This window comes from Shewanella indica (assembly GCF_033842865.1).
GTDB lineage: Bacteria > Pseudomonadota > Gammaproteobacteria > Enterobacterales > Shewanellaceae > Shewanella > Shewanella indica.
This window is the reverse complement of record NZ_JAWXXR010000001.1, coordinates 3,030,400-3,056,513: the sequence shown is the minus strand read 5'-3', so window position 1 is coordinate 3,056,513 and position 26,114 is coordinate 3,030,400. Positions and strand designations below refer to the sequence as shown.

The window sequence follows — 26,114 nt, the reverse complement described above, 5'->3', positions numbered from 1 at the left end:
CCTACCCAAGCACAGGCATACTGTTTGCTCAGCCTTTGTTTTATGGCGAACAACCTCGACTCCCGAAACTCAAGCGAAAGTTATAATAATGATTAATGGGTCTATCCTGACCCGTGGAGATAATATGACCAAAAATAAAATAAAAGAGTGAGCAAAGACACAAGATATAACAAGGAAACAAATTAACACTAATGTTATTATTAAAACAACCTTAAAAATAAAAACAATATTAATGGCTGTCTTTATTTTAAATAAAAGTCAACTCGGCTATTTCTTTAGTAGAACCATTTTATACCGATATATTGCAATTTCTGAAACCAGATATTTTAATTCCCGCCAAGAAGTTATTTTTCAATTGTCTGAAATTGGCTGGCCATTCTTTGAATGGATTTAAGACTGACACCATGTTTATTTCGCTCGGCACACTCTTGCAGATGTGTTTTGCAACGCACATCACCAATCTGCTGAATATGCACTCGGTAACCCAAGGCCTTCGCAGCCGCTTGATAGGCAGCGAACTCCCACAGCGCCATGTTGGTATTATCACAGATAACCACAGGCACCCCGGTTGCCAATGCCTCGATGAAACGACTCAGATTGAGTTGATGAAATTCCGCCAAACGCGCAGCATCGAAACAATAACGGTCATTTCGATAAAAGAAACGGTCGGTTGAGCAAAGGCCCTTCTCAGTAATACACTGTACAAGCTCTACAGATAGTTCCTGGATAAACTGACGAACCCAGTAGGATTTGCCGCTACCCGGCAGACCGCGCATTATGATCGCCAAGCGACTGTTACCATCGATAGTACGTGGCTCAGGCATCAGTTATGCCCGGTTTGGTTACAGATAGACTGACCCGCAAGAATACGCTCCACCAGTGGCGCTACCATCTCACTGGCCTTTCCTTGTAAATGGATCTGAAACTGGCTGTGTCTGTCTGCCGGCATCAGATTGACCTCAACGGTGAGCGCACCATGGTGATTGGCGCTATCGACAAAACCGGCAGCGGGATAGACAGTGCCAGAGGTGCCAATGGCAATGAAGAGATCGCAGTGATCCAGCGCATCGTGAATTCTATCCATTCCCAGAGGCATTTCACCGAACCAAACCACGTGAGGCCGCAAACGCTGAGCTGGAATACAGCAAGTGCAGGTATTCTCAGGCCCGAAGGGTTCGTGCAATGTAAAAGTTTGCCGGGAGCGCGGACAACGCCCTTTGGAAAGCTCGCCGTGCATATGCAGCAAGCGCCTGGAGCCTGCTCTCTCGTGCAGATCGTCTATGTTTTGGGTGACAATAAGCAGCTCCCCCTCAAACTCTTGCTCAAGGCGAGAGAGCGCCGTATGAGCAGCGTTGGGTTCTATATTGCCCGAATGCAGTTGTTGCCAACGACCATTGTAAAAACGTTCAACCAGCTCAGGGTCACGTTCATAACCTTCAGGAGTCGCCACATCCTCGATATGATGTTCTTCCCACAGGCCATCTTGATCCCTGAAGGTACGTAAACCGGACTCGGCAGAGATCCCGGCGCCGGTTAAAATCACGATTCGACGATGCATCTGGTATCCTTTTGTTTTTCTGCCATCCTGCCAATAGCGACTCAACAGCGCAATTATGCCTTGGTATAACCATACAAAATGTATGCTTAAATTGCTTGTTTTTATTCAAAATTATGCCGATTATAGCTAAGTTACCCCACAGAAGTACCAAAAGCCGGATCAGAGGTTTAAGTTTTAGAACAGTACACATATAATGGGGTCTATTATCCACGGACGAACCTATGTGTAATACCAAGGGTTCTGCAATCAAGAGATTAGCCATGACAGATGGAAATCAAGCGCTGAAGAAAGCGGGTTTGAAAATCACCCTGCCACGAGTCAAAATCCTGGAGCTGATGCAAGAACCGGAAAACCAGCATATCAGTGCCGAAGACTTATATAAGAAATTGCTGGATATCGGCGAAGAGATAGGTTTGGCTACTGTTTATCGGGTATTAAATCAGTTTGACGATGCCGGCATTGTCAGCCGCCACCACTTCGAAAGTGGCAAAGCCGTATTTGAACTCTCCACCCAACATCATCATGATCACCTGGTGTGCCTGAGCTGTGGCAAAGTGATCGAGTTTTCTGATGACCTTATCGAGCGTCGTCAGCATGAAATTGCCATGCGACACAATATCAAGCTCACCAATCACAGCCTCTACCTCTATGGCGTCTGCACCAACGACAAGTGCGATCACGGCCAAGAGTGATAATTAAAAAAACCAGCGCCAAGCGCTGGTTTTTTATTGTCGGTAATCTTGAAATTACCAATTCAAAGCCAAAGGCTCACCCTTCTTCCTTGGGCAGGCATGACTGAAAAGCATCGGGTCCGCATAACAAAGAAAACGGTTATTGGCGAAAAGCCGAAATAACCAATCTCCCTCTTCGGCGAACTGCGCCGGAGGCGTCAGATTACCCACATGCTTGGGCTCCAGACCGGCAAACTGCATCAGCTTGTCGGCATCATGTTCACTGATCAACTGTGGATCCGCCGGTAATTTACCGCTGCCGGCAGAAAAACCATTGTGGACAAAGTACTGCTTCATCTTTATCTCCTTTCCCTGTCGTTGGTACATTCCGAGTGACCTGAAGAACTATCACTCTCGTATCCGTCCAAAGCCTTACCGGCTCCGGTGCCTAGCGGTGAAAATCACCAGAACGTTCCGGTTGATAGATGATCTCTTCAATCCGCACTTTCACCATGCCACCACCGGGACCCGGCCATTCGATTTCATCTCCCTGGGCCAAGCCCAACAAGGCGCCGCCAACAGGTGCCAGAATCGAAATTTTACCGGCGCTGCCATCGGCATCTTTTGGATAAACCAGGCGCAAGGTGAACTCTTCATTTGAGGAAGACATACGAAAACGGACTTCAGAGTTCATGGTTACTACATTATCCGGCATCTCCTTGGATGGCCTGATTTCTGCCCGCTCCAGTTCAGCCTCGAGTGCTTGATGGCCGGGAAAGGCATTCGCCGGCAATGACTCCAGCAAACGCTCCAGGCGATCCATATCCACTTCAGAAATTACTATATTAGGTTGTGTACTCACAGCAATCCTCTACTTTTCAGAAAAGCCGCCTGAGCGGCCCCACATCGGGTCATCCCTTCCCCCATTGAGGGTTGACGCCAATACCCAATCGCTGAAAATCGCCTGACAGGCGTTTCAGACAAATTCAGCTTGATCTTCGAACGCTTTCGCCCCCGAATTGCACTTCAGCGCCGCATCGGGCGAACCAATACGGCGCTGAAATGGTGTTAACACTAAATCAAACCCTCTGAGTTGACTCGGATACCCGCGTCAGTGGCTGTCTTGGCGCAGCCCACTACTCGGCTCCGGATAACAACAAAGCGACAACCCCAAGAGAGATGATTAATAACAATTTGAATTTTTTATATTTTTAGCACATTAATGCACCAAGACTCCCCGAAGGAATAACCAAGCCCCAATCTAACCTTTTCCCAATCAAATATCCAGCCGGAGGCATCAGAGCTTCATCACAGCAGCCAATAAAAAAGGCGCCTCGCGGCGCCTTTTGTGAGCTTAACGACTGTGCTTACCAGCCGGTTTTCTCACGCAGCGCGCTGCCGATTTCGGCCAGCGAGCGTACGGTAGTCACGCCCGCTGCTTCCAGAGCGGCGAACTTGTCGGCAGCAGTACCCTTACCACCGGCAATGATGGCGCCTGCATGGCCCATACGCTTACCTGCTGGCGCAGTCACACCGGCAATATAAGAGACCACTGGCTTGGTAACGTTGGCCTTGATGTAAGCCGCCGCTTCTTCTTCGGCAGTACCGCCGATTTCACCTATCATCACTATGGCCTCGGTCTGAGGATCGTTCTGGAACATTTCCAGTACGTCGATGAAGTTGGTACCAGGGATCGGGTCACCACCAATGCCCACACAGGTAGACTGGCCGAAACCTTCGTCAGTAGTCTGCTTAACGGCTTCGTAAGTCAGAGTACCGCTGCGGGAAACGATACCCACTTTACCTGGCTTGTGGATGTGACCTGGCATGATGCCTATTTTACATTCGCCGGGGGTGATAACACCTGGGCAGTTAGGACCTATCATGCGCACGCCGGTTTCTTCCAGCTTCACTTTTACCTGCAGCATATCCAGCGTCGGAATACCTTCGGTAATACAAACGATAAGCTCGATACCGCCATCTATGGCTTCCAGGATAGCATCTTTACAGAAAGGCGCAGGAACATAGATAACAGATGCAGTGGCGCCGGTGGCGGCAACAGCGTCTTTCACTGTGTTGAATACTGGCAAGCCCAAGTGAGTGGTGCCGCCTTTACCAGGAGACACACCGCCGACCATCTGAGTACCGTAGGCAATCGCCTGCTCAGAATGAAAAGTACCCTGACCACCGGTGAAACCCTGGCAGATAACCTTGGTATCTTTGTTGATTAAAACAGACATTATTTGCCCTCCGCAGCTTTAACTACTTGCTGAGCAGCGTCGGTCAGACTTGTCGCAGCAATGATATCCAAACCTGATTCGGCGAGTACTTTAGAGCCCAGCTCGGCGTTGGTACCTTCCAGACGCACAACCACAGGCACTTTCACACCGACTTCTTTCACTGCACCGATAATACCTTCAGCGATCATGTCACAACGCACGATACCACCGAAAATGTTCACCAGAACGGCCTTCACATTGCTGTCAGACAGAATGATCTTGAAGGCTTCGGCAACACGTTCTTTGGTCGCGCCGCCACCTACGTCGAGGAAGTTGGCTGGCTTGCCGCCATGCAGGTTAACGATATCCATGGTACCCATGGCCAGACCGGCACCGTTTACCATGCAACCTACGTTACCGTCCAGAGCCACATAGTTCAGTTCGAACTTGGCTGCGTGGGCTTCACGTGGGTCGTCTTGTGAAGGATCATGCATGTCTTTGATCTTTGGCTGACGGAACAGAGCGTTACCATCTACGCCAATCTTGCCGTCCAGGCAGTGCAGGTTGCCTTCTGTGGTGATCACCAGAGGGTTGATCTCCAGCAGGGCAAAGTCATGCTCCAGGAACATGGTCGCCAGACCCATAAAGATCTTGGTGAACTGCTTGATTTGAGTTGGGTTCAGACCCAGCTTAAAGCCAAGGTCACGCGCCTGGAAAGGCTGAGGACCTGTGATAGGGTCGATAATGGCTTTGTGGATCAGCTCAGGGGTCTCTTCGGCCACCTTTTCGATTTCCACACCACCTTCGGTAGAAGCCATAAACACGACGCGGCGAGTGCCACGGTCGACAACGGCACCCAGATAGAGTTCGTTGGCGATATCAGTGCAGCTTTCAACCAGGATCTTGGCAACCGGCTGACCTTTTTCATCAGTCTGATAAGTGACCAGATTCTTGCCCAGCCAATGTTCGGCAAAGGCTCTGATCTCTTCTTTGTCGCCAGTGACTTTAACGCCACCTGCTTTACCGCGGCCACCAGCGTGCACCTGGCACTTGACTACCCACATGTTTCCGCCAATGCGACCGGCTGCTTCAACAGCTTCCTGAGCTGTGTCACAAGCATAGCCTTCTGACACTGGTAAACCATATTCGGCAAATAGGGCTTTTGCCTGATACTCATGCAAATTCATGATGATCTATCCGTATACTACGTTTTAAATCCAACCGGCCCCGAGGGGCCAGTCACGAGGTTATTGTCTGGCGGCGCTTACAAGTCCAGCAGCAGACGAGTTGGGTCTTCCAGCAGATCCTTAATAGTCACCAGGAAGCCAACTGACTCACGACCATCAATGATGCGATGGTCATATGAGAGAGCAAGGTACATCATGGGCAGGATTTCCACCTGACCATTGACTGCCATTGGGCGGTCCTTGATGGCATGCATGCCGAGGATTGCGCTCTGTGGCAGGTTCAGAATAGGCGTCGACATCAAAGAGCCAAACACACCGCCGTTGGTCACAGTGAAGTTACCACCTGTCATATCTTCCACTGTCAGCTTGCCGTCACGACCTTTAATAGCCAGTTCGCGAACCGCTTTCTCGATATCGGCCAGGCTCATGGTATCTGTGTCGCGCAGCACAGGCGTTACCAGGCCACGAGGCGTGGAAACGGCGATGCTGACATCGAAGTAGTTGTGGTACAGGATGTCGCTGCCATCGATAGAAGCGTTGACTTCTGGATAACGCTTCAGCGCTTCGGTTACTGCTTTCACGTAGAAAGACATAAAGCCAAGACGGATGCCGTGCTTCTTCTCAAAGACTTCCTGATACTTCTTACGGATGTCCATGATAGGCTTCATGTTGACCTCGTTGAAGGTGGTCAGCATGGCGGTGGAGTTCTTGGCTTCCAGCAGACGAGTGGCGATAGTCTTGCGCAGACGCGTCATAGGTACGCGTTTCTCGCTGCGATCGCCCGCCAGGGTCACAGGTGCTGTGGCAGCAGCTGCAGCCGGCTTGGCAGAGCCTGACTTAACAAAGGCTTCCACGTCTTCTTTGGTGATACGGCCACCCACACCTGTGCCCTTGATTTTAGCGGCATCCAGGTTGTGTTCGGCTATCAGGCGACGTACTGATGGGCTCAGGGCATCGTTGTTTTCTGCCGCGGCTTCTTCAGCCTTAGGGGCTGCGGCTTCAGCCTGCTCTTTGCTCACTTCCTGACCGGCAACAGCGCCGGCGACGAAGTTGGCGATAACCTGTTCGGCCAGGACGGTATCCCCTTCCTGGAACAGCAGTTCGCTGATCTGACCATCTTCGGGTGCTACAACTTCCAACACCACTTTATCTGTTTCAATATCAACCAGGTTCTGATCACGGGAAACCGGCTCACCAGGCTTAACGTGCCAAGTGGCGATAGTCGCGTCGGCAACAGATTCGGGCAGTACAGGTACCTTGATTTCGATACTCATGGAAAGCTTTCCTTTTTGTATAAATTTCTATTACTTCAGTTTTAATGCGCTAGTGATCAGTGATTCCTGCTGATGCGTATGCAACTCAGGATAGCCACAAGCCGGCGCTGCAGAGGCGTCACGGCCAGCGTAGCTGAGCTGGGCACCTTTTGGAATGGCTGCCCAGAAATGATGCTGGCTGCAATACCAGGCACCTTGGTTCTGAGGCTCTTCCTGACACCAAACAAAGTCGGTCACATGCTGATAATCTTTCAGGGCGACTGCCATCTCTTCGTGTGGGAAGGGATACAACTGCTCTACCCGCACCAAAGCGACATTATCGATATTCTCTTTGCGGCGACGCTCCAGCAGCTCGTAGTAAACCTTACCGCTACAGAACACTACGCGATCGACCTTGGCGGCATCCAGAGTATCGATTTCACCGATAACGTTCTGGAATTGACCGTTGGCCAGCTCGTCCAGGGAAGACACTGCCAGCGGATGACGCAGCAGCGACTTGGGAGACATAACCACCAGCGGACGACGCATTGGACGCACCACCTGACGACGCAGCATGTGGTAGACCTGAGCCGGAGTCGAAGGCACACAAACCTGCATATTGTGGTTGGCGCACAGCTGCAAGAAACGCTCCAGACGAGCACTTGAGTGCTCAGGCCCCTGACCTTCATAGCCGTGTGGCAGCAACATGGTCAAACCGCACAGACGGCCCCACTTCTGCTCACCGGATGACAGGAACTGGTCAATAACCACCTGGGCACAGTTGGCAAAGTCACCGAATTGGGCTTCCCAGATAGTCAGGCCACCCGGCTCAGCTGTGGCATAACCGTACTCGAACGCCAGCACTGAGGCTTCAGACAACACTGAGTCGGTGATGTCGATAGGGCCCTGTTCTTTCGCCACATGGCGCAGCGGCAGGTAAGTCGTACCATCGTTCTGGTTGTGCAGCACGGCGTGGCGATGGAAGAAGGTGCCACGACCCGAGTCCTGCCCGGTGATCCTGACTCTTTGCTTGTCCTCGAGGATGCTGGCATAGGCCAGAGTCTCGGCAAAGCCCCAGTCCATCAGCTTCTCGCCTTTGGCCATCGCAACGCGGTCGTTGTATATCTTGGCAACCCGTGAGTGCAGCTTATGACTCTCAGGCACATAGCTTATCTTGTCGGCCAGATTCTGCAGACGTTCGCGGGTCATACCGGATTCAAACGACTCATCCCATTCGCGGTTCAAATAAGGAGTCCAGTCCACAGTGTGCAGCGTCATTGGACGCCACTCTTTGACCACACAATCCCCTTGATCCAGGGCATCACGATAGTTATTGATCATGGCGGTAACATCGTCGGCCGCAATGCTGTTCTCGGCAATCAGCTTGTCGGCGTAGATCTTACGTGGCGTTGGGTGCTTCTTGATCTTGGCGTACATCAGTGGCTGAGTCGCACTGGGCTCATCGGCCTCGTTGTGGCCGTGACGGCGATAACATACCAATTCGATAACCACATCACGCTTAAAGGTGTTGCGGTAATCCACGGCCAACTGAGAGACAAAAGCTACGGCCTCAGGATCGTCGGCATTAACATGAAAAATTGGCGCCTGCACCATTTTGGCGATATCGGTACAGTATTCGGTAGAACGCACATCCTGGTGGTTGGAGGTGGTAAAGCCCACCTGGTTGTTGACCACGATGCGGATAGAGCCGCCGACTTTAAAGCCGCGGGTCTGAGACATGTTAAATGTCTCTTGCACAATACCCTGTCCGGCAATGGCCGAGTCACCATGAATGGTAATTGGCATTACCTGCAAGCCATCTTCACTGCCGCGGCGATCCAGTCTGGCGCGCACCGAGCCCATCACGACCGGGTTAACGATTTCCAGATGTGAGGGGTTAAACGCCAATGCCAGGTGAACATTACCACCGGGTGTTTCAAAATCGGAAGAGAAGCCCTGATGGTACTTAACGTCCCCTGAACCCAGCGTCTCATGATGCTTGCCGGCAAACTCATCGAAGAGTTCGGCAGGACGCTTGCCCAGAATGTTAACCAAAACGTTAAGACGGCCTCGGTGAGCCATGCCCACGACTATCTCTTTGGTACCCGCTTCACCGGCACGATAGATAATTTCGCGCATCATAGGCACCAGTGCATCCCCCCCTTCGAGGGAGAAGCGCTTGGCGCCGGGGAATTTGGCACCCAAATACTTTTCCATGCCTTCGGCGGCGTTCAATCCTTCAAGGATCCGGGTCTTGACTGCCTTATCATAGCTGCCCTTACCCAGTGAAGGTTCGAGACGTTGCTGGATCCAACGTTTCTCTTCGGTGTCGGTGATATGCATATATTCGGCGCCGATAGAGCCGCAATAGGTCGCCTTGAGCGCCTTCACCAGCTCACCCAATTTCAGGGTGTCACCGCCATAAGCAAAAGAACCTGTGTTGAATTCCCGCTCCATGTCCTCACTGGTCAAGCCGTGGAACGCCGGATCCAATTCGGCAACTGTGTCGCGCTTCCACAGTTCCAACGGGTCCAGATTGGCACTCTGGTGACCACGGAAACGGTAGGCATTGATCAATTGCAGAACTTTTACCTGCTTGGCATCGACATCAGGATCGGACACGCGGCTGGTACCTTTACTGCGGCCTTCCTGTGCGAGGGAGCGAAAATAGTCACGGATCTTGGAGTGAGAAGCTTCGGGTACATCAGCAGAGGCACCGTTCACGGGAGGGAGTTGCTCAAACACCGCACGCCAGTCGTCAGATACCGAGGTGGGGTCTTCTTGGTAGGCTTCATACATCTCTTCAACGTAGGTCGAGTTCGCCCCACTCAAGTGAGATGATTCGAGCCAGGCTTTCATGCTGCCTTGGTGCATTTCTTATCCTTTCAAACTTGATACACGTGCTTAGCCATATTTTCCCTGCCTTGGCAGGGTCTCAGCCGCCCCTGGGACATCCGGATGTTACGGCCTTTTGTAGTCCTTTACACACAAAAGAGCCACTTTCTGCCCAGAGAAAGTGACTCCCCACGAGCCTATGTAATTATTGGATTAAGCTCGTCGTCTTGCATTTATACAGCCCGCTTCAGCAACATGGACTTGATGTGTCCGATGGCCTTGGTTGGGTTCAAGCCTTTCGGACAAACATCCACACAGTTCATAATGCCGTGGCAACGGAAGACGCTGTATGCATCATCCAGCTCGCTCAGACGCTCCTCGGTCGCAGTATCTCGGCTGTCTATCAAGAAACGATAGGCATGCAGCAGACCACTGGGGCCAACAAACTTATCCGGGTTCCACCAGAATGACGGGCAAGCCGTAGAACAACAAGCACACATGATACATTCATACAGACCATCCAGGTGAGCACGCTCCTCCGGTGACTGCAGATGTTCACGGGCCGGCTTCTTCTCATCATTGATGAGGTACGGCTTGATCTTCTCGTATTGCTTGTAAAACTGACTCAGGTCAACCACCAAATCACGCACCACAGGCATACCGGGCAGAGGACGGATTTCAATCTTCTTGCCCTTGAAGGCAGACACAGGCGTGATACAGGCCAGACCATTTTTGCCATTCATATTCATGCCGTCGGAACCACAAACCCCTTCGCGACAAGAGCGACGGAAAGACAGGCTTGGGTCCTGCTCTTTAAGCTTGAGCAGGGCATCCAGCACCATCATATCGGTGCCTTCGGCCACTTCCAGGCTGTAATCCTGCATGTAGGGCTTAGTATCTACATCAGGATTGTAGCGATAAACTGCAATATCCAATTTCATCTTCGCAACTCCTTAGTAGGTACGCTTCTTAGGCGGGAAGGCTTCACGTGTCTTGGGCGCCATGTTCACTTCACGGGTGGACATGGTTTCGTTGACTGGGTCAAACAGGCTGTGACACAGCCAGTTGGCGTCATCACGCTCAGGGAAGTCTTCACGGCTGTGAGCACCACGGCTCTCGGTACGGAAGTTGGCTGCGTAAGCAGATGCGATAGCTGTTGCCATCAGGTTATCCAGTTCCAAACACTCGATACGCTGAGTGTTGAACTCTCTGGAGTTGTCAGATAGCTTGGCATTGGCCAGACGCTCACGAATTTTCTGCAGTTCTTTCAGGCCTTCGGCCATGGCATCACCGCTACGGAATACCGAAAAGTTCAGTTGCATGCACATCTGCAGATCTTTACGGATAACCGCCGGATCTTCACCGTCTTTATTGCTTTCCCAACGATTCAGACGCTCAAGAGACTTCTGAATGTCGGCTTCAGTCGCAGCTTTGGGATCTGCGGTTTCATCCAGCGCTTTACCCAGATGTTGACCGGCTGCACGACCGAACACTACCAAGTCGAGCAGTGAGTTACCACCCAGACGGTTAGCACCATGAACCGATACACAAGCAATTTCGCCCACGGCGAACAGACCCTTGATATCTTCTTCAGTACCATCGGCGTTCTTATGGATCACCTGACCGGATACCTTGGTTGGCAAACCACCCATCATATAGTGACAAGTTGGGATAACCGGAATTGGGCCATCGGCGGGATCTATGTGAGCAAAGGTACGGGATAGTTCACATACACCAGGTAGACGCGCTTCCAGGGTTTCTTTGCCCAGATGGTCCAGCTTCAGCTTCAGGTGTGGGCCCATAGGACCTTCACAACCGCGGCCTTCACGAATCTCTGTCATCATGGAACGGGCAACCACGTCGCGTGAAGCCAGGTCTTTGGCGTTGGGCGCATAGCGCTCCATGAAGCGTTCGCCGTCTTTATTGAGCAGGTAACCACCCTCACCACGACAACCTTCAGTCACCAGAACACCGGCACCGGCAATCCCGGTTGGGTGGAACTGCCACATTTCCATGTCCTGCAGCTGAACCCCGGCACGGGCAGCCATACCAACACCATCACCTGTGTTGATGTGAGCATTGGTAGTAGAAGCAAAGATACGACCGGCACCGCCGGTAGCCAATACAGTGGCCTTGGCTTTGAAGTAAACGATTTCACCGGTTTCAATTTCGATTGCAGTACAACCTACGATGGCACCGTCTTCGTTTTTAACCAGATCCAGGGCATACCACTCGGAAAATACCTGAGTCTTGTTCTTAACGTTCTGCTGATACAGGCAGTGTAGCAGCGCGTGGCCGGTACGGTCGGCCGCAGCCGCGGTACGAGCCGCCTGCTCACCACCGAAATTCTTGGATTGACCGCCGAAAGGGCGCTGATAAATAGTGCCGTTTTCAAAGCGGGAGAATGGCAGACCCATCTGCTCCAACTCGATAACCGCTTCAGGGCCGGTCTGACACATGTACTCGATGGCATCCTGGTCGCCGATGAAGTCGGAACCTTTTACCGTGTCATACATATGGTGTTCCCAGTTGTCCTCGTGGGCATTACCCAGAGCAACAGTGATCCCGCCCTGAGCCGAAACCGTGTGAGAACGTGTAGGAAAAACCTTGGACAGGAGCGCACAGCTCTTGCCCTCTTGAGAAATCTGCAGTGCTGCGCGCATGCCGGCACCACCGGCACCAATCACGACAGCGTCAAACTCGCGTACTGGAATAGCCACTTAAACACCCCACACTATTACTATGCCCGACGCCAGATAAGTAAAGGCTGTCACGACAAAGACAAACTGTAAAACCCCACGCAGTGCTACGTTTTTGACGTAGTCAGTCAGTACCTGCCAAATACCGATCCAGGCATGGATAAGCAGCGCAATAAGCGCCAGCAGAGTAAAGACTTTCATCGGCAGTGAAGCAAACAGCCCATGCCAGACATCGTAGGTGAGAGGTGAACTGCAAGCTGCAAATCCGACCAGGAATATAGTGTAAACGGCCAGAATGACGGCACTTGCGCGTAATAGGATGAAGTCATGAACACCACTGCGTCCAAAACTCGCTGCATTGGTTACCATACCCAGATCCCCGCTAATACAGAAAACACTGCGGTCAGGACAAATACTGCCTTGGCCGATGCCTTACCCGAAGGTAGCTCTTCCCAACGACCGGTATCCATTACCAGGTGACGCAAGCCGCCCAGCAAATGATAAGCCAGTGCGGTCAGAATGCCCCACAGGATAAACTTCACCACGAAGTTGTCTAACAGAGATTGTACGCCTTGGAAACTCTCGGCCGACGCCAGCGAGGCGTTCAGCAACCAGAGAAGTATACCAACAGCGAACAGCATGATCACACCGGATACCCGGTGCAGAATGGACACAATTGCAGTCGCCGGGAAGCGAATGGTCTGCAGATCTAAATGGACAGGTCTTTGCTTTTTCACGTTCTGCTCACTCAGCTCCATTGAGCATTTTTTTTGTTATGTGAACCGATTTTGCTCTTACACAGTTCTGCGACTGAAGTCACAGAGAAGGGTTTCACAATAGAAGGTTGAAACAAAAAGCTAACTTGTTGACAACACACAAAATTAGTTAATTAGTGATATGCTAACCAAGCCCGCCGTTTGTAGCTCTTGCGAGCCGCAGCAAGTATACTCGTCGTAAATGTCAAATACAAACATCACATTATCCAAATTTTGTTTTTTTGCCCTTTTTACAGGATAAGTGCTGGTGTTATCAGGGAAATTGGTCTTACCTATACCATGGTCTAACGAATTTAAACGCTTATTTAAATTGAAATGTGATCTGGATTGGCTGTAAAGTAATGGCCGTTTGACATGCCGCACTCACATAAGAATGAAGTAAGGAGAACGGGGTATGGCTGATTTAAAAGCCAAATTGGAATTACCAGGGAACGACTCGATTGAACTGCCAGTGAAACAAGGAACTGCTGGTTTCGACGTAATCGATATCAGTAAACTCGGCAGTAAAGGCTACTTTACCTTTGATCCAGGATTTCTCGCGACGGCCTCCTGTGAATCTGCAATTACCTATATCGATGGTGCGCAGGGTGTATTGTTACACCGTGGCTATCCGATAGATCAACTGGCGACAGAATCCGACTACCTGGATCTCTGTTACCTGCTGTTGTACGGCGAGCTGCCAAGTAAGGCAGAGTATGAAAAATTCGCCTACACAGTTAAAACTCATACCATGGTGCACGAGCAGTTGGCCTCCTTCTTCAGAGGCTTCCGTCGTGACGCTCACCCAATGGCCATGCTTTGTGGCGTGACAGGCGCTTTGTCTTCTTTCTATCAGGACTCTTTGGATGTCAACGATGCCCGTCATCGTGAAATTGCAGCCTTCCGCCTGGTTTCCAAGATGCCAACCATTGCCGCCATGTGCTACAAGTACTCCATAGGACAGCCGTTCGTGTACCCACGCAACGACCTGAGCTATGCCGGTAACTTCCTGTCGATGATGTTCGCTGTACCTTGTGAAGAATACAAGGTGAACCCGATTGTGGAACGTGCCATGGATCGCATCTTTATCCTGCACGCCGATCACGAGCAGAACGCTTCAACCTCAACCGTGCGTCTGGCGGGCTCTTCGGGTGCTAACCCATTTGCCTGTATCGCTGCCGGTATCGCTTCGCTGTGGGGACCTGCCCATGGTGGTGCCAACGAAGCTTGTCTGCGTATGCTGGAAGAAATCGGTACTGTGGATCGCATCCCTGAGTTTATCGAACGCGCCAAAGACAAGGATGATCCTTTCCGTCTGATGGGCTTCGGTCACAGGGTTTACAAAAACTTCGATCCACGCGCCAAAGTGATGCGTGAAACCTGTCACGAAGTGCTGGCCGAACTCAAGGTTAACGACCCTCTGCTGGATGTTGCCATGGAACTTGAGCGTATCGCCCTGGAAGATGAGTACTTCATCTCCAAGAAGCTCTATCCAAACGTCGACTTCTACTCAGGTATCATCATGAAGGCGATTGGTATTCCAACCTCCATGTTTACCGTTATCTTTGCCCTGGCTCGTACTGTTGGCTGGATTGCCCACTGGAAAGAAATGCTGGATCAGCCTGGTCACAAGATCAGCCGTCCACGTCAGCTCTACACAGGTGCGACTTCCCGCGACTTCGTGGAACTGGACAAGCGTTAAATCTAAGTGGTTAAAAGTCCAAATCCGATGACCTCTGGTCATCGGATTTTTTGTACCTCTTTGATGTCTATCAGCCCTTTATCCACGCCAAACTGCAACCGTACGCTTGAAACAGTCACTCCAATAAGGCTTGAGATAGTAATGAGCGGGTATAGAACCTGACCAAGCTAAACTCACCATAAGCCGAATACAAACTGCCCAAAACTTAAACCAAGCATCCAAGCATCCAAGCATCCAAGCATCCAAGCATCCAAGCAAGAATGTTAAGACAAGCTATCATTTACCCGACCACGCTTAAAAAATACGAATAATTCCTCGCGGTGGTCTCTGTTGTAAAGCTTAGCTTGCCGGTCAGTACGCCACCCCAGACCGCACATAGGACTTGTTCGCGCCTTCTATTATAGCCCCTTGTCTTTATCAGCCCGCATCAAGGACTCCAGCTCTGCCCTGCCCTTATTGGACAAGCGAATAAGCGCCTTAAGATCATCCTTGTGCTTGGCCCCGGCCTCAACCTGTGCCTTGTCGTGCTCGGCAAATATCTTCACCCGCTCATTGGCTTGAACCTGACTGAGTCCCAGTGTTTGCAACACACTCTCACTGGCACTGAGGGCCGAACCGAAGGTTTCCCGAAATACCGACGTCACCCCAAGACTCATCAAACGATAGGCATGGTTACGGTCACGGGCCCTGGCGACCACGGCCACATGGGGAAAGTGCGTCTTCACCTGAGTCACTATCTGCAATGAATCTTCCACATTGTTGACCGCTACCAGGATCACCCGCGCCTTGGGCAAACCGGCCGAAAACAGCATATCGAGCCGCTTGGCATCACCAAAATACACTTCACCACCAAATTGGCGCACCACGTCCACATGGCGGGCATCTTTATCCAGCGCCACAAACGGGATCCCTGAGGATGCCAAAATACGGCCGGTGATCTGCCCCATACGGCCAAAACCGGCGATGACCACTTCACTTTCTGACCCTTCTATCACATCAGGTAAACGGCTCGCTTCCACAGGTTTGCCAAGCAACCTGAACAACTTCAGCAAATAAGGCGTTATCGCCATCGACAAGCCTATAGCCAATACCAACATCTGGCTGATTTTCTCAGATAAAAGCCCTGACAACTGTGCCTGGGAAAGCAATACAAAAGCAAATTCACCGCCTTCGGCCAAGATCAACCCCAACACCATGGCACTGCGCCAGGTATGGTGTCTAAACTTCCCAAGCAACATAAGGACCAAAGTCTTCACCGCCAGCATGCCAAAGAGGATCCCCAACAACGCCAAAGGCTCCTTCAGCAGTAAGCCCAGATCCATGGTCATGCCTACAGCCATGAAAAACAGCCCCAAAAGCAAGCCCTTGAAAGGCTCAATATCGGTTTCAAGCTGATGGCGATAACCCGAGTTGGCCAGCATGATACCGGCCAAAAACGCCCCCATACCGGCCGAAAGCCCTAGCCAGGCCATTAGCGCCGCGCTGCCCATCACCAGCAATAACGAAAACGCCGTCAGCACTTCGCGCACCCCACTGGCCGCCACCAACTGCAATACTTTGGGAAGCAGGTATTTCCCCACCAGCAAAAATCCCAAGAGCGCCAAACAAGTCCAATACCAGGGCACGGCATGATGAGCCGGATCGGCGCCGCTTGGCGACAGATAGGCAATCAGCAGCATCATGGGGATCACCGCCAGATCCTGCATCAGCAACACCCCAAAGGCGTCACGACCTACTGGTGTGGTGAGCAGTCGCTGCTCATTCATTAATTGCACCGCAAATGCTGTAGAAGACAGGGATAGCGCTGCGCCAACAATAATAGCGGCTTCGATGGAAAGCCCGACACCGAATGCCAAAGCGCTGACCACTGCCCAGGACAGCAGTAACTGACCACTGCCGAGGCCGAATATGGCACTGCGAAGTTCCCAGAGTTTGCCAGGAGTCAATTCAAGCCCCATGACAAACAGCATGAGGATCACCCCAAGCTCGGCAAAATGAAGCACAGCTGCCGGCTCGGAAACCACAGCAATACCGCCCGGTCCAAGCAGTACACCGGCGGCAAGGTAAGAAAGTATGGGGCCTATACCAAAGCGCTTGCCAAGTGGAACCAACACCACGGCAGCGAGCAAAAACATGAGCACTGAGGTAAAGATGCCGGCCTGTTCCATCGAGACTCCTTAACAAATAGCAATAGAAGGCTGTTGTTTGCCACACTTATATACAGGGATAAAAGGCATGGATGATTTAAATGACCCAAAGCAGCTTTTACTTGGGCCTATCACGGGAGTTTCAGTATAGCCAGCTTTATAGGCCTTGATAACCGAAATTTTGAACGTATTTAAAAATAAGTCTTTTAAATACAAATGGTTTTCAATGCTGCAGTAGGCTTATTGCAAGCCGGTAAAGCGAGTTCAAAATTTCTTGTTAGTCGATCTGGCACCGATTTTGTCCGAAGCGACTAAAATAAGCCCCTCCCGTGAATTTATTCTATTTTCCAGAGGTTAATTTGAGCCAAAACAACAATTTTGCAACAGCGAGACGAACCAAGTCACTTTTATGTTGTCGAAGCCTCAAGCGCCGAGTCAATAGCCCTTGTCAGCACGGGCTGGGCTTGGGTATTATGGCCGACAGTTTTTCATGAAGTAGCACATTCAATGTCAATTAAAAAGCAAAGTCTTACCCTGCTGAGCGTTAGTGCGCTCACCCTCTCACTCAGTGCCTGCAGTGTCTTTGACTGGCTGGTGTACAAGCCTGATATTCCACAGGGCAACTATATGGAGCCTCAGCAGGTGGAAAAGCTACGCATCGACATGACCAAGGAGCAGGTGGAATTTGTGCTTGGGCGTCCTGTACTGCGGGACAGCTTCAAGGATGATACCTGGTACTATGTTTACCATTACAAGAGTGGTCGTGATGCCAGCATTACCCATAAAGAACTGATCCTGCACTTTAGTGGCGATCAATTGGCCAAGGTCACAGGGGATTACGAACTGAGTAATGAATTCAATACCCCGCTGGAACAAAGTAGCCTGCCAATGGCCAACAGCCCTGAGCTGACGCCGCAGATCCCACAGCAACGCGGCGATGAAAAACCTTTGGTTGAAGAGCAGGATCCAACCAAAATGAATAAACACGAACAGGACCGTAAGTAATGGCTTACGCCTAAACTTGAATCCAAGACATTAAAAAAGCGCCTGTTGGCGCTTTTTTAATGTCTTGGATTCAGCAAAGTAACTCAGTTGATTTTGGCGCCGGTCACTTTATTGATCCGCCCTTCCTCCGCGGCCTTCTCGGCACGCTTACGGCGTACCTCTTTAGGGTCGGCAATCAAAGGACGATAGATTTCAATTCTCTGCCCGGGTTCAACTTCGTCATCGTGTTTGACCTGACGGCTGAAGGTGCCGAGTTTCACCGTTTCCAAGTCAATCTCAGGGAAAAAAGCCTGGATGTTACTCTGACGCACAGCCTCGATAAAACTGGTACCCGGCGTCACGGAAACACTGATCACTTTCTGTTGTGTCGGTAAGGCATAAATAACATCGACACTGAATTTTTCCTGTTCACTTGCCACTGTATACTTCCTTCGCCCTTTGAGTAAAAGCCGTAACCATAGAGGTAACCAGCTCTTTGAATACCTTGCCGAATGCCATACCCACCAAGGCGCTGGAGAACTCAAAATTCAACTCAAACTCCACCTTACATGCATCTTCTGCCAACTCGGTAAAATACCAATGACCGGTCAAATGCTTGAAAGGGCCATTCTCCAGTTGCAGCTCAATACTTTTACCCTCCACCACCTGATTACGGGTGGTAAAGGTCTTGCTGATCCCGGCTTTACTGATATCTACCGACGCCAGCATGGTTTTGCCATCAAACTCCAACACCTTGCCGCCAACGCAACCAGGGAGAAACTCTTTATAGGACTCGACATCATTGACTAGCTGGTACATCTGCATCGCACTGTAACGTACCAGAACACTGCGGGAAATCTGTGGCATCCGTTGGTTGATACTCTTGGCTGACTCAAAACAGACCCGGATTTTAGCATGCCGGTCAAAAAACGCATCCTTTGTTCCATCGCAATGAGTTCTACCTCTGTAAGCGCTCAAAAAGCCAGCAACAAAACCCTAAGCTACTGCCCGCAACTCAAAATATTCTTCCAGGCCAATTCCAAATTGGCTGCTGCTGCGTATAATAGCCAGCCTATGGCTAAGAAGAATGCAAAAAAATCCGCAAACGCTCCGGCAACCATTGCCCGGAACAAGCGTGCGACCTTTGAATATCGCTTCGATGAAAAATTCGAGGCCGGTCTGTCCCTAATGGGATGGGAGGTCAAATCCATCCGCGCCGGCAAGGTGAATCTGTCGGAAAGCTTTGTCATGCTGAAAAATGGCGAAGCCTTCCTGCACAACTGTAATATCACCCCACTCAGCGCGGCATCGACTCATGTGGTCTGCGACCCAACCCGCATGCGTAAACTGCTGCTTAATCGCCGTGAACTGGACCGTCTGGCCGGCTTGGTTGAAAGGCAGGGTTACGCCATAGTGCCCATCTCCATGTACTGGCGTAAAGGGGCCTGGGTCAAGGTTGAGATAGGCTTGGGTAAGGGCAAGAAAGCCCACGATAAACGCGACGATATTAAACAACGTGACTGGGCTATCGAAAAAGCCCGGGTCATGAAGAGCAAGTAACTGATATTTGCTGTTATTTCGCACGCCAATTGTACGGATAACCAGCAAGTGATTGTCCTTTGCTAATTAAAGCCTTGGTAAGCAGGTGGTAAAGGGGTTACAATCGATACATCACGGGGGCGATTCTGGATTCGACGGGATTCGCGAAACTCCGGGAGCATGCCGAGGGGCGGTTGGCCTCGTAAAAAGCCGCACAGTTATAGTTGCAAACGACGATAACTACGCTCTAGCAGCTTAAGGCCGCTAGCCATCTACCACAGGTCTCGCACATGGGCAGTGGATTTGATGGTCACCTTACATAGTGCTAGCGAGGGAACCTTGTCTGGGGGTGAACCGCGAAACAGTACCAGGCTCACCGTTTGGAATCCTGTCTTTCGGAGTTCAACCGGTTAAATAAAAGAGAGACTAAGCATGTAGCGCCTTGAGCGTAGGTTTTTCGGACGCGGGTTCAAGTCCCGCCGCCTCCACCAAATAAAACAAAGGGTTAGCAGAAATGCTAACCCTTTTTCTTTGCCGATTTATTGAAAATGGCAGCAAAGTGGCAGCAGAGAAATTGCGGAGTGCTGCCACTTCCCTTCTTTTCAGTTCTGGATCCTCTCAATGTCTTATTGATCAACTGCTTTAGTATGGCCGCCGTTTTCTGGCTTTCTCTCATACCCTCACGTAATCCACGCAAAACCCCGTGCTGCTGCGGCTTTCACTCCTGCATCCATGGTCAATCCAACCTAGTGGAACTGTAAAACAGTGAAATTAACCGCGATCTTTTCAGATCTTCGATCCTTTCTCAGGCCCAGTGTCTGCGCTTGGTGGCGCCATAAACTGAACAAATTCAAAACTGAAAATAAATTGAGGTGCAAACTGCGCAGGAGGGTGAGGAAGAGTGCGAATTTCGTGACGTAGAATTGCGTAGGTGGTGATTTACGTGGCCAGAATAGCCAGCCGCGTCTGTGCTGCAGCATCGTCAGTTTTGATTGTTGGGTGGGGCTTTACTGTGGGCTGATATGAAAAACGGCTCAGGTTCCTTGTGGGAGCTGAGCCGGTATCGAGTAAATACTGGGTTGTCTATGGTTTACTTGGTGATTGGGTCTAGCCTGGCCTTTTGCGCGGCTGCTGCACTCGCCGTCTCCAGCCTCATTCGGTGCCGGGCTGGTGCTGTGGGTATGACTGGCACAGATGGTTGCCAGCTCGGCTACCGTTTTCATGAGTTCAGATAGCAGCTTGAGCACGTTTTCATCTTCACTGCCCAGCCACGTTTTTGGGCTGCGGTAATCCTTTGACACGCTGGCGATCACCTCGCGGGTTTAGCATCAGTGTGAAACATCAAAAAGATATGGCTGTCCTGTATTTTTTTAATATCATGTAATTTATTCTCTATTTCTAAACCACGCTCTTTAGTCTCCACCAACCAACTTCCCCCCGTAGACCAGAAATAAATTATTAATACTTCCCAATAGAGTCTCGACACCTTTTAATGATAATAGCGTCTTGAGACACTCTGTGATTAATGCTAGATAACCGTGTAAATATAGGATTATCAGCTAGTTTTGACTGACCACTATAATGGCACAATGCCTTTAACAACCAGCCACCAAGAGATACATAAGCACCACCAGGAACACCATTGTATTCCATGGCTGCTCCGGCTACTAATGGCCAAAATGCTCCAGTGAAATCTAAAGCTGCTAAATTTCCTCTATTTCTTTCTATTTGCATGAGCTCTTTTCTAAGTTCATACAATTTTAAACTTAGCTCATCATTACTTAAATTGGAGTAACCTTTCAATATATCAGGGATGGCTCTAAGGCTATTGCTAGTAAGAGCATCATCCAGCTCTAGTACATTCATATCATTATTAATTGCTAAAACATTCTCCAAGAGCATGCTAATTTCAGACTCTCTAATAAACTGAGAGTTGTCAATCACTCCACTATAAAGACTGCTAACAGCTTCGCAAGCCGCAACCTCTGAATACTGCTCGGAATCAAATGGAAAGTGATGTGCATTTAATCCTTGAGCAAACTCAAAGCTAGAGCTGGCTGTAGCAAGCTCAATGGATAAATCCTTTCCTTTAGCTTCAAATAGCTTAGTAGCCAAATTAGAAAATCCGGCCCTAAAAACAGAGGCAGCGCCTTCTTTATCTATCATATACTCTGAAAACTGCCATTGTTCAGAAAGAGACTTTGCTAAAAACTTGAGTCCTTCGTTATTAGACCTCGCACAATAATAGAGAAAATCATATTGTTCATCACTTGAAAACGTGGAACCAACAATGCCAGTCTTCTTTTGAATACCCTGAATTGCTGTTGCTGCCAATCGTCTAGAGAATATTATTGAATTCGGGTTTGCCTCTATAATTTCCTGCAATAGGCTTTGCGAGTATCTTGCTAAATTCTGTGGCACAACAAAAAGCAACCTACCTCTAGTGATAAGCTCCTTTAACTCAAGTGGATTTATACCAAACATCCCATAAAAATCTCTTTCTTTAGATTTAAATGGCAGCGCTATAACAATCTTCTCATAAAGAGATAAATATACCCTCAAGTTTCTGCGCTCAAATACTGAAGCATCTACGAAGCATTTAGTGCCCCTCAAAAAATCATTAGGCAAATATATATTATTACGATTTACATCATTACCACTAAAAATATTCTTCCTATTTTCAACCCAAAACTCTTCATCTTCCTCGTACCTATCCAAAATATTTCGAGAAAACTGATTTTGAATTAGACCGCTAGCTATAATTTGAAGATTATGTCTAGAGTTAGTATTGAAATCGACTACTCCTGGATAATCACTAATCTCTGGATTGACCTCGAAAATATAATCAAACCCCTGATGACCTAAAGACTCACATATAAGCTGAATCTCTTCTTTCTCATCATTAGTTACTTCGTTCTTCAGTACAATTTTAAACTCATTCGTACCCCACTTCATATCAGCATTAAATGGATGATACTTTTTAGGAATGTGAATATTTAACTGATTAATAAACTCATCCATAACAAGCGGCTGACCAAACAAGTGGGATTTTTCGAAAGAGTCTCTAAGTGGAATCTTGATAAAATCAGGAAGCTTTTCACCAACAATGACTACGGGAGGAATCGCTATCGTTCTAAACTCCTCATAGCGATTCTCTAATGCAACCCTCTTTTCTTCATCACCGAGAACCTCTTGAATAACTGCATAAATTCTTTCACCATCTGTATACAATCCTTTATGGGAAAGATAATGCGTCTCGAATCTAAATGACTCATAGTTATTTTTGATGGCATCAACAACAGAAACCGAATAAGGATAACTTATACTAGACAATGCACTCCCTCCCAAAACAAACCTATCCATATTTTTTTTACGAACATTAATATAGTGAAACATCTATTTGAGAGCCAGCATTACTGCCTTTTTATAGATCAGACCTCGGCATAGCAATCTTGGTCATGATCTTACCCCTTTTCTCCTGCGTCGCCTCGATCTTACTGAGAACAGCAAGGATTGTTGACTGGCCGAACTGGGCAGTTCGCACGTCATCGGTCAGCCATAGCTTCAATAGGCACCCAAACGGCCAAGCTCGCCATTGATTCGGGCCAACTCCGGGACCTGCTCACAATCGGCCACCCTGATCCGCACCGCTAATACAGGACACGCTACTAAGCAACACTCTTTAGTTCGTAGTTTTCTGGACTGATATAGCCCAGAGCACTGTGCCTTCTTGTTCGATTGTAATCAACCTCAATGTATTCAAACACAGCCCGACGCATTGTTTCTCGATTCATGATTGGCTCGTATTGCACCGCTTCAACCTTCAACGAGTGGAAGAAGCTTTCGGCGCAAGCATTATCCCAACAATTCCCTTTACGGCTCATGCTTATCTTCAAACCATGCGCCAAAGCTAGGTTTCGATAAGCGTGTGAGCAGTACTGGCTGCCTCTATCGCTGTGAACGATGACTCCTGTGGGCATACCGCGACGAAACAGTGCCATACGGAGCGCATCACAGGTTAAGTCAGCTGTCATTCGGGGGCTCATCGCCCACCCTACGACAGCGCGTGAGTAAAGGTCGATGATAACGGCCAAGTACAGCCAGCCCTCGCTGGTCATCAGGTAGGTGATGTCGCCCACCCATTTTTCATTGGGCGCCGCAGCGGTAAAGTCTCTCCCAAGCAGATTTGGCGCCACAGGAAGGCAATGGTCGCTGTTGGTCGTCACTTTGAATTTGCGGGCTGCTTTGGGCACGAGCTGTTGCCGTCTCATGCTATCAGCAATGGTTTTTACATTGACTCTCTCGCCGTTATCTGCCAGTTCAGCCTGAATGCGTCGGGCACCATCGCGCTGTTTGCTGGCGTCAAATGCGGCCTTGATTTTCCTATCGCTGTCATCACGTTTCAGTTGTCGTTTACCAAGCTCGGAGCTGGCGTTACGCCATGCATAATACCCACTACGCGAGACCTTGAGCACAACAGTCATACGCTTTACAGAGAAGCGATGCTGGTGCTCAAGCATGAATGCAAACCGGTTCACTTTTGATTCTTCGCGAAGTAGGTAGCCGCCTTTTTTAGAATGGCGAGGTCCTCTGTTTGCTCTGCGAGCTGGCGTTTGAGTCGCGCCACTTCGGCCGTGAGCTCAGCTTCGCGCTGACTGGTGTTCGTATTTTTCTCTGCGGCATTACGCCAGTTGTAGAGTTGGGAGCCGTATATACCCAGCTCTTTAGCGGCGGCGCTTACCCCTTTGATTTTTGCTAGTTTAAGGGCTTCAGCTTTGTACTCAGATGTATAGGTTTGTCGTTTGGTCTTTGATGTCATTGTTCACCTCGTTAAACGATTTTACTCGCTTAGCGTGGTGTCCAAAACTACCGGGGCGGATCACTGCCCCAAAAAACCTATAAAAGTATTCACAAATTGATATAAGTACCAATAGAAAAAAGGCGCCGAAGCGCCTTTTTTTAATCACTATCCCGAGAGGGATTATTCCCACTCAATCGTTGCCGGTGGCTTGCCTGAGATGTCATACACCACGCGGGAGATGCCGTCGATTTCATTGATGATGCGGTTGGACACCCGGCCGAGGAAGTCGTACGGCAGGTGAGCCCAATGGGCAGTCATAAAGTCGATGGTTTCCACGGCGCGCAGAGACACAACCCAGTCGTACTTGCGGCCATCGCCCATTACACCTACGCTGCGAACCGGCAGGAACACAGTGAAGGCCTGGCTGACACGGTCGTACAGTTCGGCTTTGCGCAGCTCTTCGATGAAGATGGCATCGGCGCGGCGCAGCAGATCGCAGTACTCTTTCTTGACTTCGCCGAGTACCCGTACGCCCAGGCCTGGGCCAGGGAATGGGTGGCGATAGAGCATGTCGTAAGGCAGACCCAGCTCCAGGCCAATCTTGCGTACTTCGTCTTTGAACAGTTCACGCAGCGGTTCAACCAGACCCAGCTCCATATCTTCCGGCAGGCCGCCGACGTTATGATGTGACTTGATCACATGGGCCTTGCCTGTGGCGCTGCCGGCAGACTCGATGACATCAGGGTAGATGGTGCCCTGGGCCAGCCACTTGGCGTTAACGCACTTACCGGCTTCTTCGTCGAAGATTTCCACAAACACCCGGCCGATGATCTTGCGCTTGGCTTCTGGGTCGTTTTCGCCTTTGAGGGCATTGAGGAATCTGTCTTCGGCTTCAACCTTGATGATGTTAAGACCGAAGTGGTCGCCGAACATCTCCATCACTTGCTCGCCTTCGTTCAGACGCAGCAGGCCGTTGTCGACAAACACACAGGTGAGTCTGTCGCCGATGGCGCGGTGCAGCAGCATGGCGGTAACAGAGGAGTCAACCCCACCGGAAAGCGCCAGTATCACTTCATCGTCACCTATCTGCTTTTTAAGGCGCTCAACGGCGTCTTCGATGATGGAAGCGGGTTTCCACTTGGCTTCACAGCCACAGATTTCCAGCGCGAAATGCTCCAGCATGCGCTTGCCCTGACGGGTGTGGGTCACTTCAGGGTGGAACTGCACGCCGTAGAAACCTTTGGCTTCATTGGCCATGGCGGCGAATGGGCAGGTTTCGGTCTTGGCAACCGCGACAAAGCCTTCAGGGATAGCCGAGACTTTGTCACCGTGGCTCATCCATACATCCAGCAATGGACGACCGGCTTCGTTAACGGCATCTTCGATGTTTTTAAACAGTGCAGATTCGGCCAGCAGTTCGATTTGCGCGTAACCGAACTCGCCCTCGCCTATGCCCTGGATAACTTTGCCACCCAGCTGCTCGCTCATGGTCTGCATACCGTAACAGATACCCAGTACAGGCACGCCTGCATTGAACACATACTCTGGGGCTCGGGGAGAATTGTCGGCGGTGACACTCTCGGGACCACCGGCCAGAATAATGCCCTGAGGGGCAAACTCGCGGATCTGCTCTTCACTGACATCCCAGGCCCAGAGTTCACAGTAGACGCCAATTTCGCGGATACGACGGGCAATCAGCTGGGTATACTGGGATCCGAAATCAAGGATCAGTATCTTGTGCTCATGAATATTGCTCATTGATAA

Annotated in this window: 23 protein-coding genes and 1 other RNA gene; 5 read left to right on the top strand and 19 right to left on the bottom strand. The window is 50.1% G+C overall.

The window, feature by feature from the left end:
• Window positions 1-344: 344 nt before the first annotated feature.
• Both SIL79_RS13685 and cobB read right to left on the bottom strand, forming a co-directional pair.
• The gene (locus SIL79_RS13685) at window positions 345-824 is read right to left on the bottom strand and encodes an AAA family ATPase (RefSeq protein ID WP_039032731.1); all 480 of its coding nucleotides are present in this window, start codon (window positions 822-824) and stop codon (window positions 345-347) included.
• Window positions 824-1,558 carry a Sir2 family NAD+-dependent deacetylase gene (gene cobB, locus SIL79_RS13680; RefSeq protein WP_039032730.1) on the bottom strand — a complete coding sequence of 245 codons (735 nt, stop codon included), beginning with the start codon at window positions 1,556-1,558 and terminating at the stop codon, window positions 824-826. The genes SIL79_RS13685 and cobB overlap by 1 nt, the downstream gene beginning before the upstream one ends.
• Before the next feature lie 260 nt (window positions 1,559-1,818).
• Between cobB and fur the strand changes: the two genes are divergently transcribed.
• The gene (gene fur, locus SIL79_RS13675) at window positions 1,819-2,250 is read left to right on the top strand and encodes a ferric iron uptake transcriptional regulator (protein ID WP_025011008.1); all 432 of its coding nucleotides are present in this window, start codon (window positions 1,819-1,821) and stop codon (window positions 2,248-2,250) included.
• Between the two features lie 54 nt (window positions 2,251-2,304).
• Here fur and SIL79_RS13670 read toward each other — a convergent pair whose 3' ends face one another.
• The 10 genes from SIL79_RS13670 to sdhC all read right to left on the bottom strand — a co-directional run bounded on the left by SIL79_RS13670 (window position 2,305) and on the right by sdhC (window position 13,180).
• Window positions 2,305-2,586, bottom strand: coding sequence for a hypothetical protein (locus tag SIL79_RS13670; protein WP_039032729.1), 282 nt, complete (start codon window positions 2,584-2,586; stop codon window positions 2,305-2,307).
• 91 nt (window positions 2,587-2,677) lie between these two features.
• Window positions 2,678-3,091 carry a nucleoside diphosphate kinase regulator gene (rnk, locus tag SIL79_RS13665; RefSeq protein ID WP_039032728.1) on the bottom strand — a complete coding sequence of 138 codons (414 nt, stop codon included), beginning with the start codon at window positions 3,089-3,091 and terminating at the stop codon, window positions 2,678-2,680.
• A gap of 505 nt (window positions 3,092-3,596) precedes the next feature.
• Window positions 3,597-4,469, bottom strand: coding sequence for a succinate--CoA ligase subunit alpha (gene sucD / locus SIL79_RS13660; RefSeq protein ID WP_025011011.1), 873 nt, complete (start codon window positions 4,467-4,469; stop codon window positions 3,597-3,599).
• Window positions 4,469-5,635, bottom strand: a complete 1,167-nt coding sequence (gene sucC, locus SIL79_RS13655; protein ID WP_039032727.1) for an ADP-forming succinate--CoA ligase subunit beta — start codon at window positions 5,633-5,635, stop codon at window positions 4,469-4,471. The genes sucD and sucC overlap by 1 nt, the downstream gene beginning before the upstream one ends.
• Window positions 5,636-5,712: 77 nt before the next feature.
• A complete protein-coding gene (gene odhB, locus SIL79_RS13650) occupies window positions 5,713-6,909 on the bottom strand; it encodes a 2-oxoglutarate dehydrogenase complex dihydrolipoyllysine-residue succinyltransferase (RefSeq protein WP_039032726.1) in 1,197 nt (398 codons plus the stop codon).
• A gap of 30 nt (window positions 6,910-6,939) precedes the next feature.
• Window positions 6,940-9,762: a 2-oxoglutarate dehydrogenase E1 component gene (gene sucA, locus SIL79_RS13645; RefSeq protein WP_319619365.1), complete on the bottom strand. Its 2,823-nt coding sequence runs from the start codon at window positions 9,760-9,762 to the stop codon at window positions 6,940-6,942.
• A 194-nt stretch (window positions 9,763-9,956) separates the two neighbouring features.
• Window positions 9,957-10,664 carry a succinate dehydrogenase iron-sulfur subunit gene (locus tag SIL79_RS13640; RefSeq protein ID WP_039032724.1) on the bottom strand — a complete coding sequence of 236 codons (708 nt, stop codon included), beginning with the start codon at window positions 10,662-10,664 and terminating at the stop codon, window positions 9,957-9,959.
• Between the two features lie 12 nt (window positions 10,665-10,676).
• Window positions 10,677-12,443, bottom strand: coding sequence for a succinate dehydrogenase flavoprotein subunit (gene sdhA, locus SIL79_RS13635; protein ID WP_071477404.1), 1,767 nt, complete (start codon window positions 12,441-12,443; stop codon window positions 10,677-10,679).
• On the bottom strand, window positions 12,444-12,791 hold the full coding sequence (sdhD, locus tag SIL79_RS13630; RefSeq protein ID WP_039032721.1) for a succinate dehydrogenase, hydrophobic membrane anchor protein: 348 nt from the start codon (window positions 12,789-12,791) through the stop codon (window positions 12,444-12,446).
• On the bottom strand, window positions 12,785-13,180 hold the full coding sequence (gene sdhC / locus SIL79_RS13625; protein WP_025011017.1) for a succinate dehydrogenase cytochrome b556 subunit: 396 nt from the start codon (window positions 13,178-13,180) through the stop codon (window positions 12,785-12,787). Before sdhC ends, sdhD begins: the two co-directional genes overlap by 7 nt.
• Window positions 13,181-13,592: 412 nt before the next feature.
• Here sdhC and SIL79_RS13620 point away from each other — a divergent pair, with 412 nt between their 5' ends.
• On the top strand, window positions 13,593-14,879 hold the full coding sequence (locus SIL79_RS13620; RefSeq protein WP_039032720.1) for a citrate synthase: 1,287 nt from the start codon (window positions 13,593-13,595) through the stop codon (window positions 14,877-14,879).
• 398 nt (window positions 14,880-15,277) lie between these two features.
• On the opposite strand, the gene SIL79_RS13615 is transcribed toward SIL79_RS13620, so the two are convergent.
• Window positions 15,278-17,047, bottom strand: a complete 1,770-nt coding sequence (locus tag SIL79_RS13615; protein WP_039032719.1) for a monovalent cation:proton antiporter-2 (CPA2) family protein — start codon at window positions 17,045-17,047, stop codon at window positions 15,278-15,280.
• A 486-nt stretch (window positions 17,048-17,533) separates the two neighbouring features.
• Here SIL79_RS13615 and SIL79_RS13610 point away from each other — a divergent pair, with 486 nt between their 5' ends.
• Window positions 17,534-18,031: an outer membrane protein assembly factor BamE gene (locus SIL79_RS13610; protein ID WP_039032718.1), complete on the top strand. Its 498-nt coding sequence runs from the start codon at window positions 17,534-17,536 to the stop codon at window positions 18,029-18,031.
• Window positions 18,032-18,114: 83 nt separating this feature from the next.
• Here SIL79_RS13610 and SIL79_RS13605 read toward each other — a convergent pair whose 3' ends face one another.
• Together SIL79_RS13605 and SIL79_RS13600 are read right to left on the bottom strand one after the other, a co-directional pair.
• Window positions 18,115-18,450 (bottom strand): RnfH family protein, encoded by a 336-nt coding sequence (locus tag SIL79_RS13605; protein WP_039032717.1) that lies wholly within the window; start codon window positions 18,448-18,450, stop codon window positions 18,115-18,117.
• Window positions 18,440-18,877 (bottom strand): SRPBCC family protein, encoded by a 438-nt coding sequence (locus SIL79_RS13600; RefSeq protein WP_039032716.1) that lies wholly within the window; start codon window positions 18,875-18,877, stop codon window positions 18,440-18,442. The genes SIL79_RS13605 and SIL79_RS13600 overlap by 11 nt, the downstream gene beginning before the upstream one ends.
• Window positions 18,878-19,084: 207 nt before the next feature.
• Between SIL79_RS13600 and smpB the strand changes: the two genes are divergently transcribed.
• Together smpB and ssrA are read left to right on the top strand one after the other, a co-directional pair.
• Complete coding sequence (smpB, locus tag SIL79_RS13595) at window positions 19,085-19,570, top strand: SsrA-binding protein SmpB (protein ID WP_025009743.1); 486 nt, start codon at window positions 19,085-19,087, stop codon at window positions 19,568-19,570.
• A gap of 115 nt (window positions 19,571-19,685) precedes the next feature.
• Window positions 19,686-20,040, top strand: a transfer-messenger RNA (tmRNA) gene (gene ssrA, locus SIL79_RS13590).
• A 543-nt stretch (window positions 20,041-20,583) separates the two neighbouring features.
• Here the strand turns inward: ssrA and SIL79_RS13585 are convergent.
• From SIL79_RS13585 to guaA, 4 genes are all read right to left on the bottom strand, one after another.
• Complete coding sequence (locus SIL79_RS13585; protein ID WP_319619364.1) at window positions 20,584-20,850, bottom strand: hypothetical protein; 267 nt, start codon at window positions 20,848-20,850, stop codon at window positions 20,584-20,586.
• Window positions 20,851-21,007: 157 nt separating this feature from the next.
• Window positions 21,008-22,945: a hypothetical protein gene (locus SIL79_RS13580; protein ID WP_233962480.1), complete on the bottom strand. Its 1,938-nt coding sequence runs from the start codon at window positions 22,943-22,945 to the stop codon at window positions 21,008-21,010.
• 272 nt (window positions 22,946-23,217) lie between these two features.
• A protein-coding gene (locus SIL79_RS13575; protein WP_162207129.1) for an IS3 family transposase occupies window positions 23,218-24,368 on the bottom strand; the annotation gives its coding sequence in 2 pieces (ribosomal slippage) (window positions 23,218-24,125 and window positions 24,125-24,368; 1,152 coding nt in all).
• A 162-nt stretch (window positions 24,369-24,530) separates the two neighbouring features.
• Entirely contained in the window at window positions 24,531-26,108 is a 1,578-nt protein-coding gene (gene guaA / locus SIL79_RS13570) for a glutamine-hydrolyzing GMP synthase (RefSeq protein WP_028779200.1), read from the bottom strand.
• Window positions 26,109-26,114 lie beyond the last annotated feature (6 nt).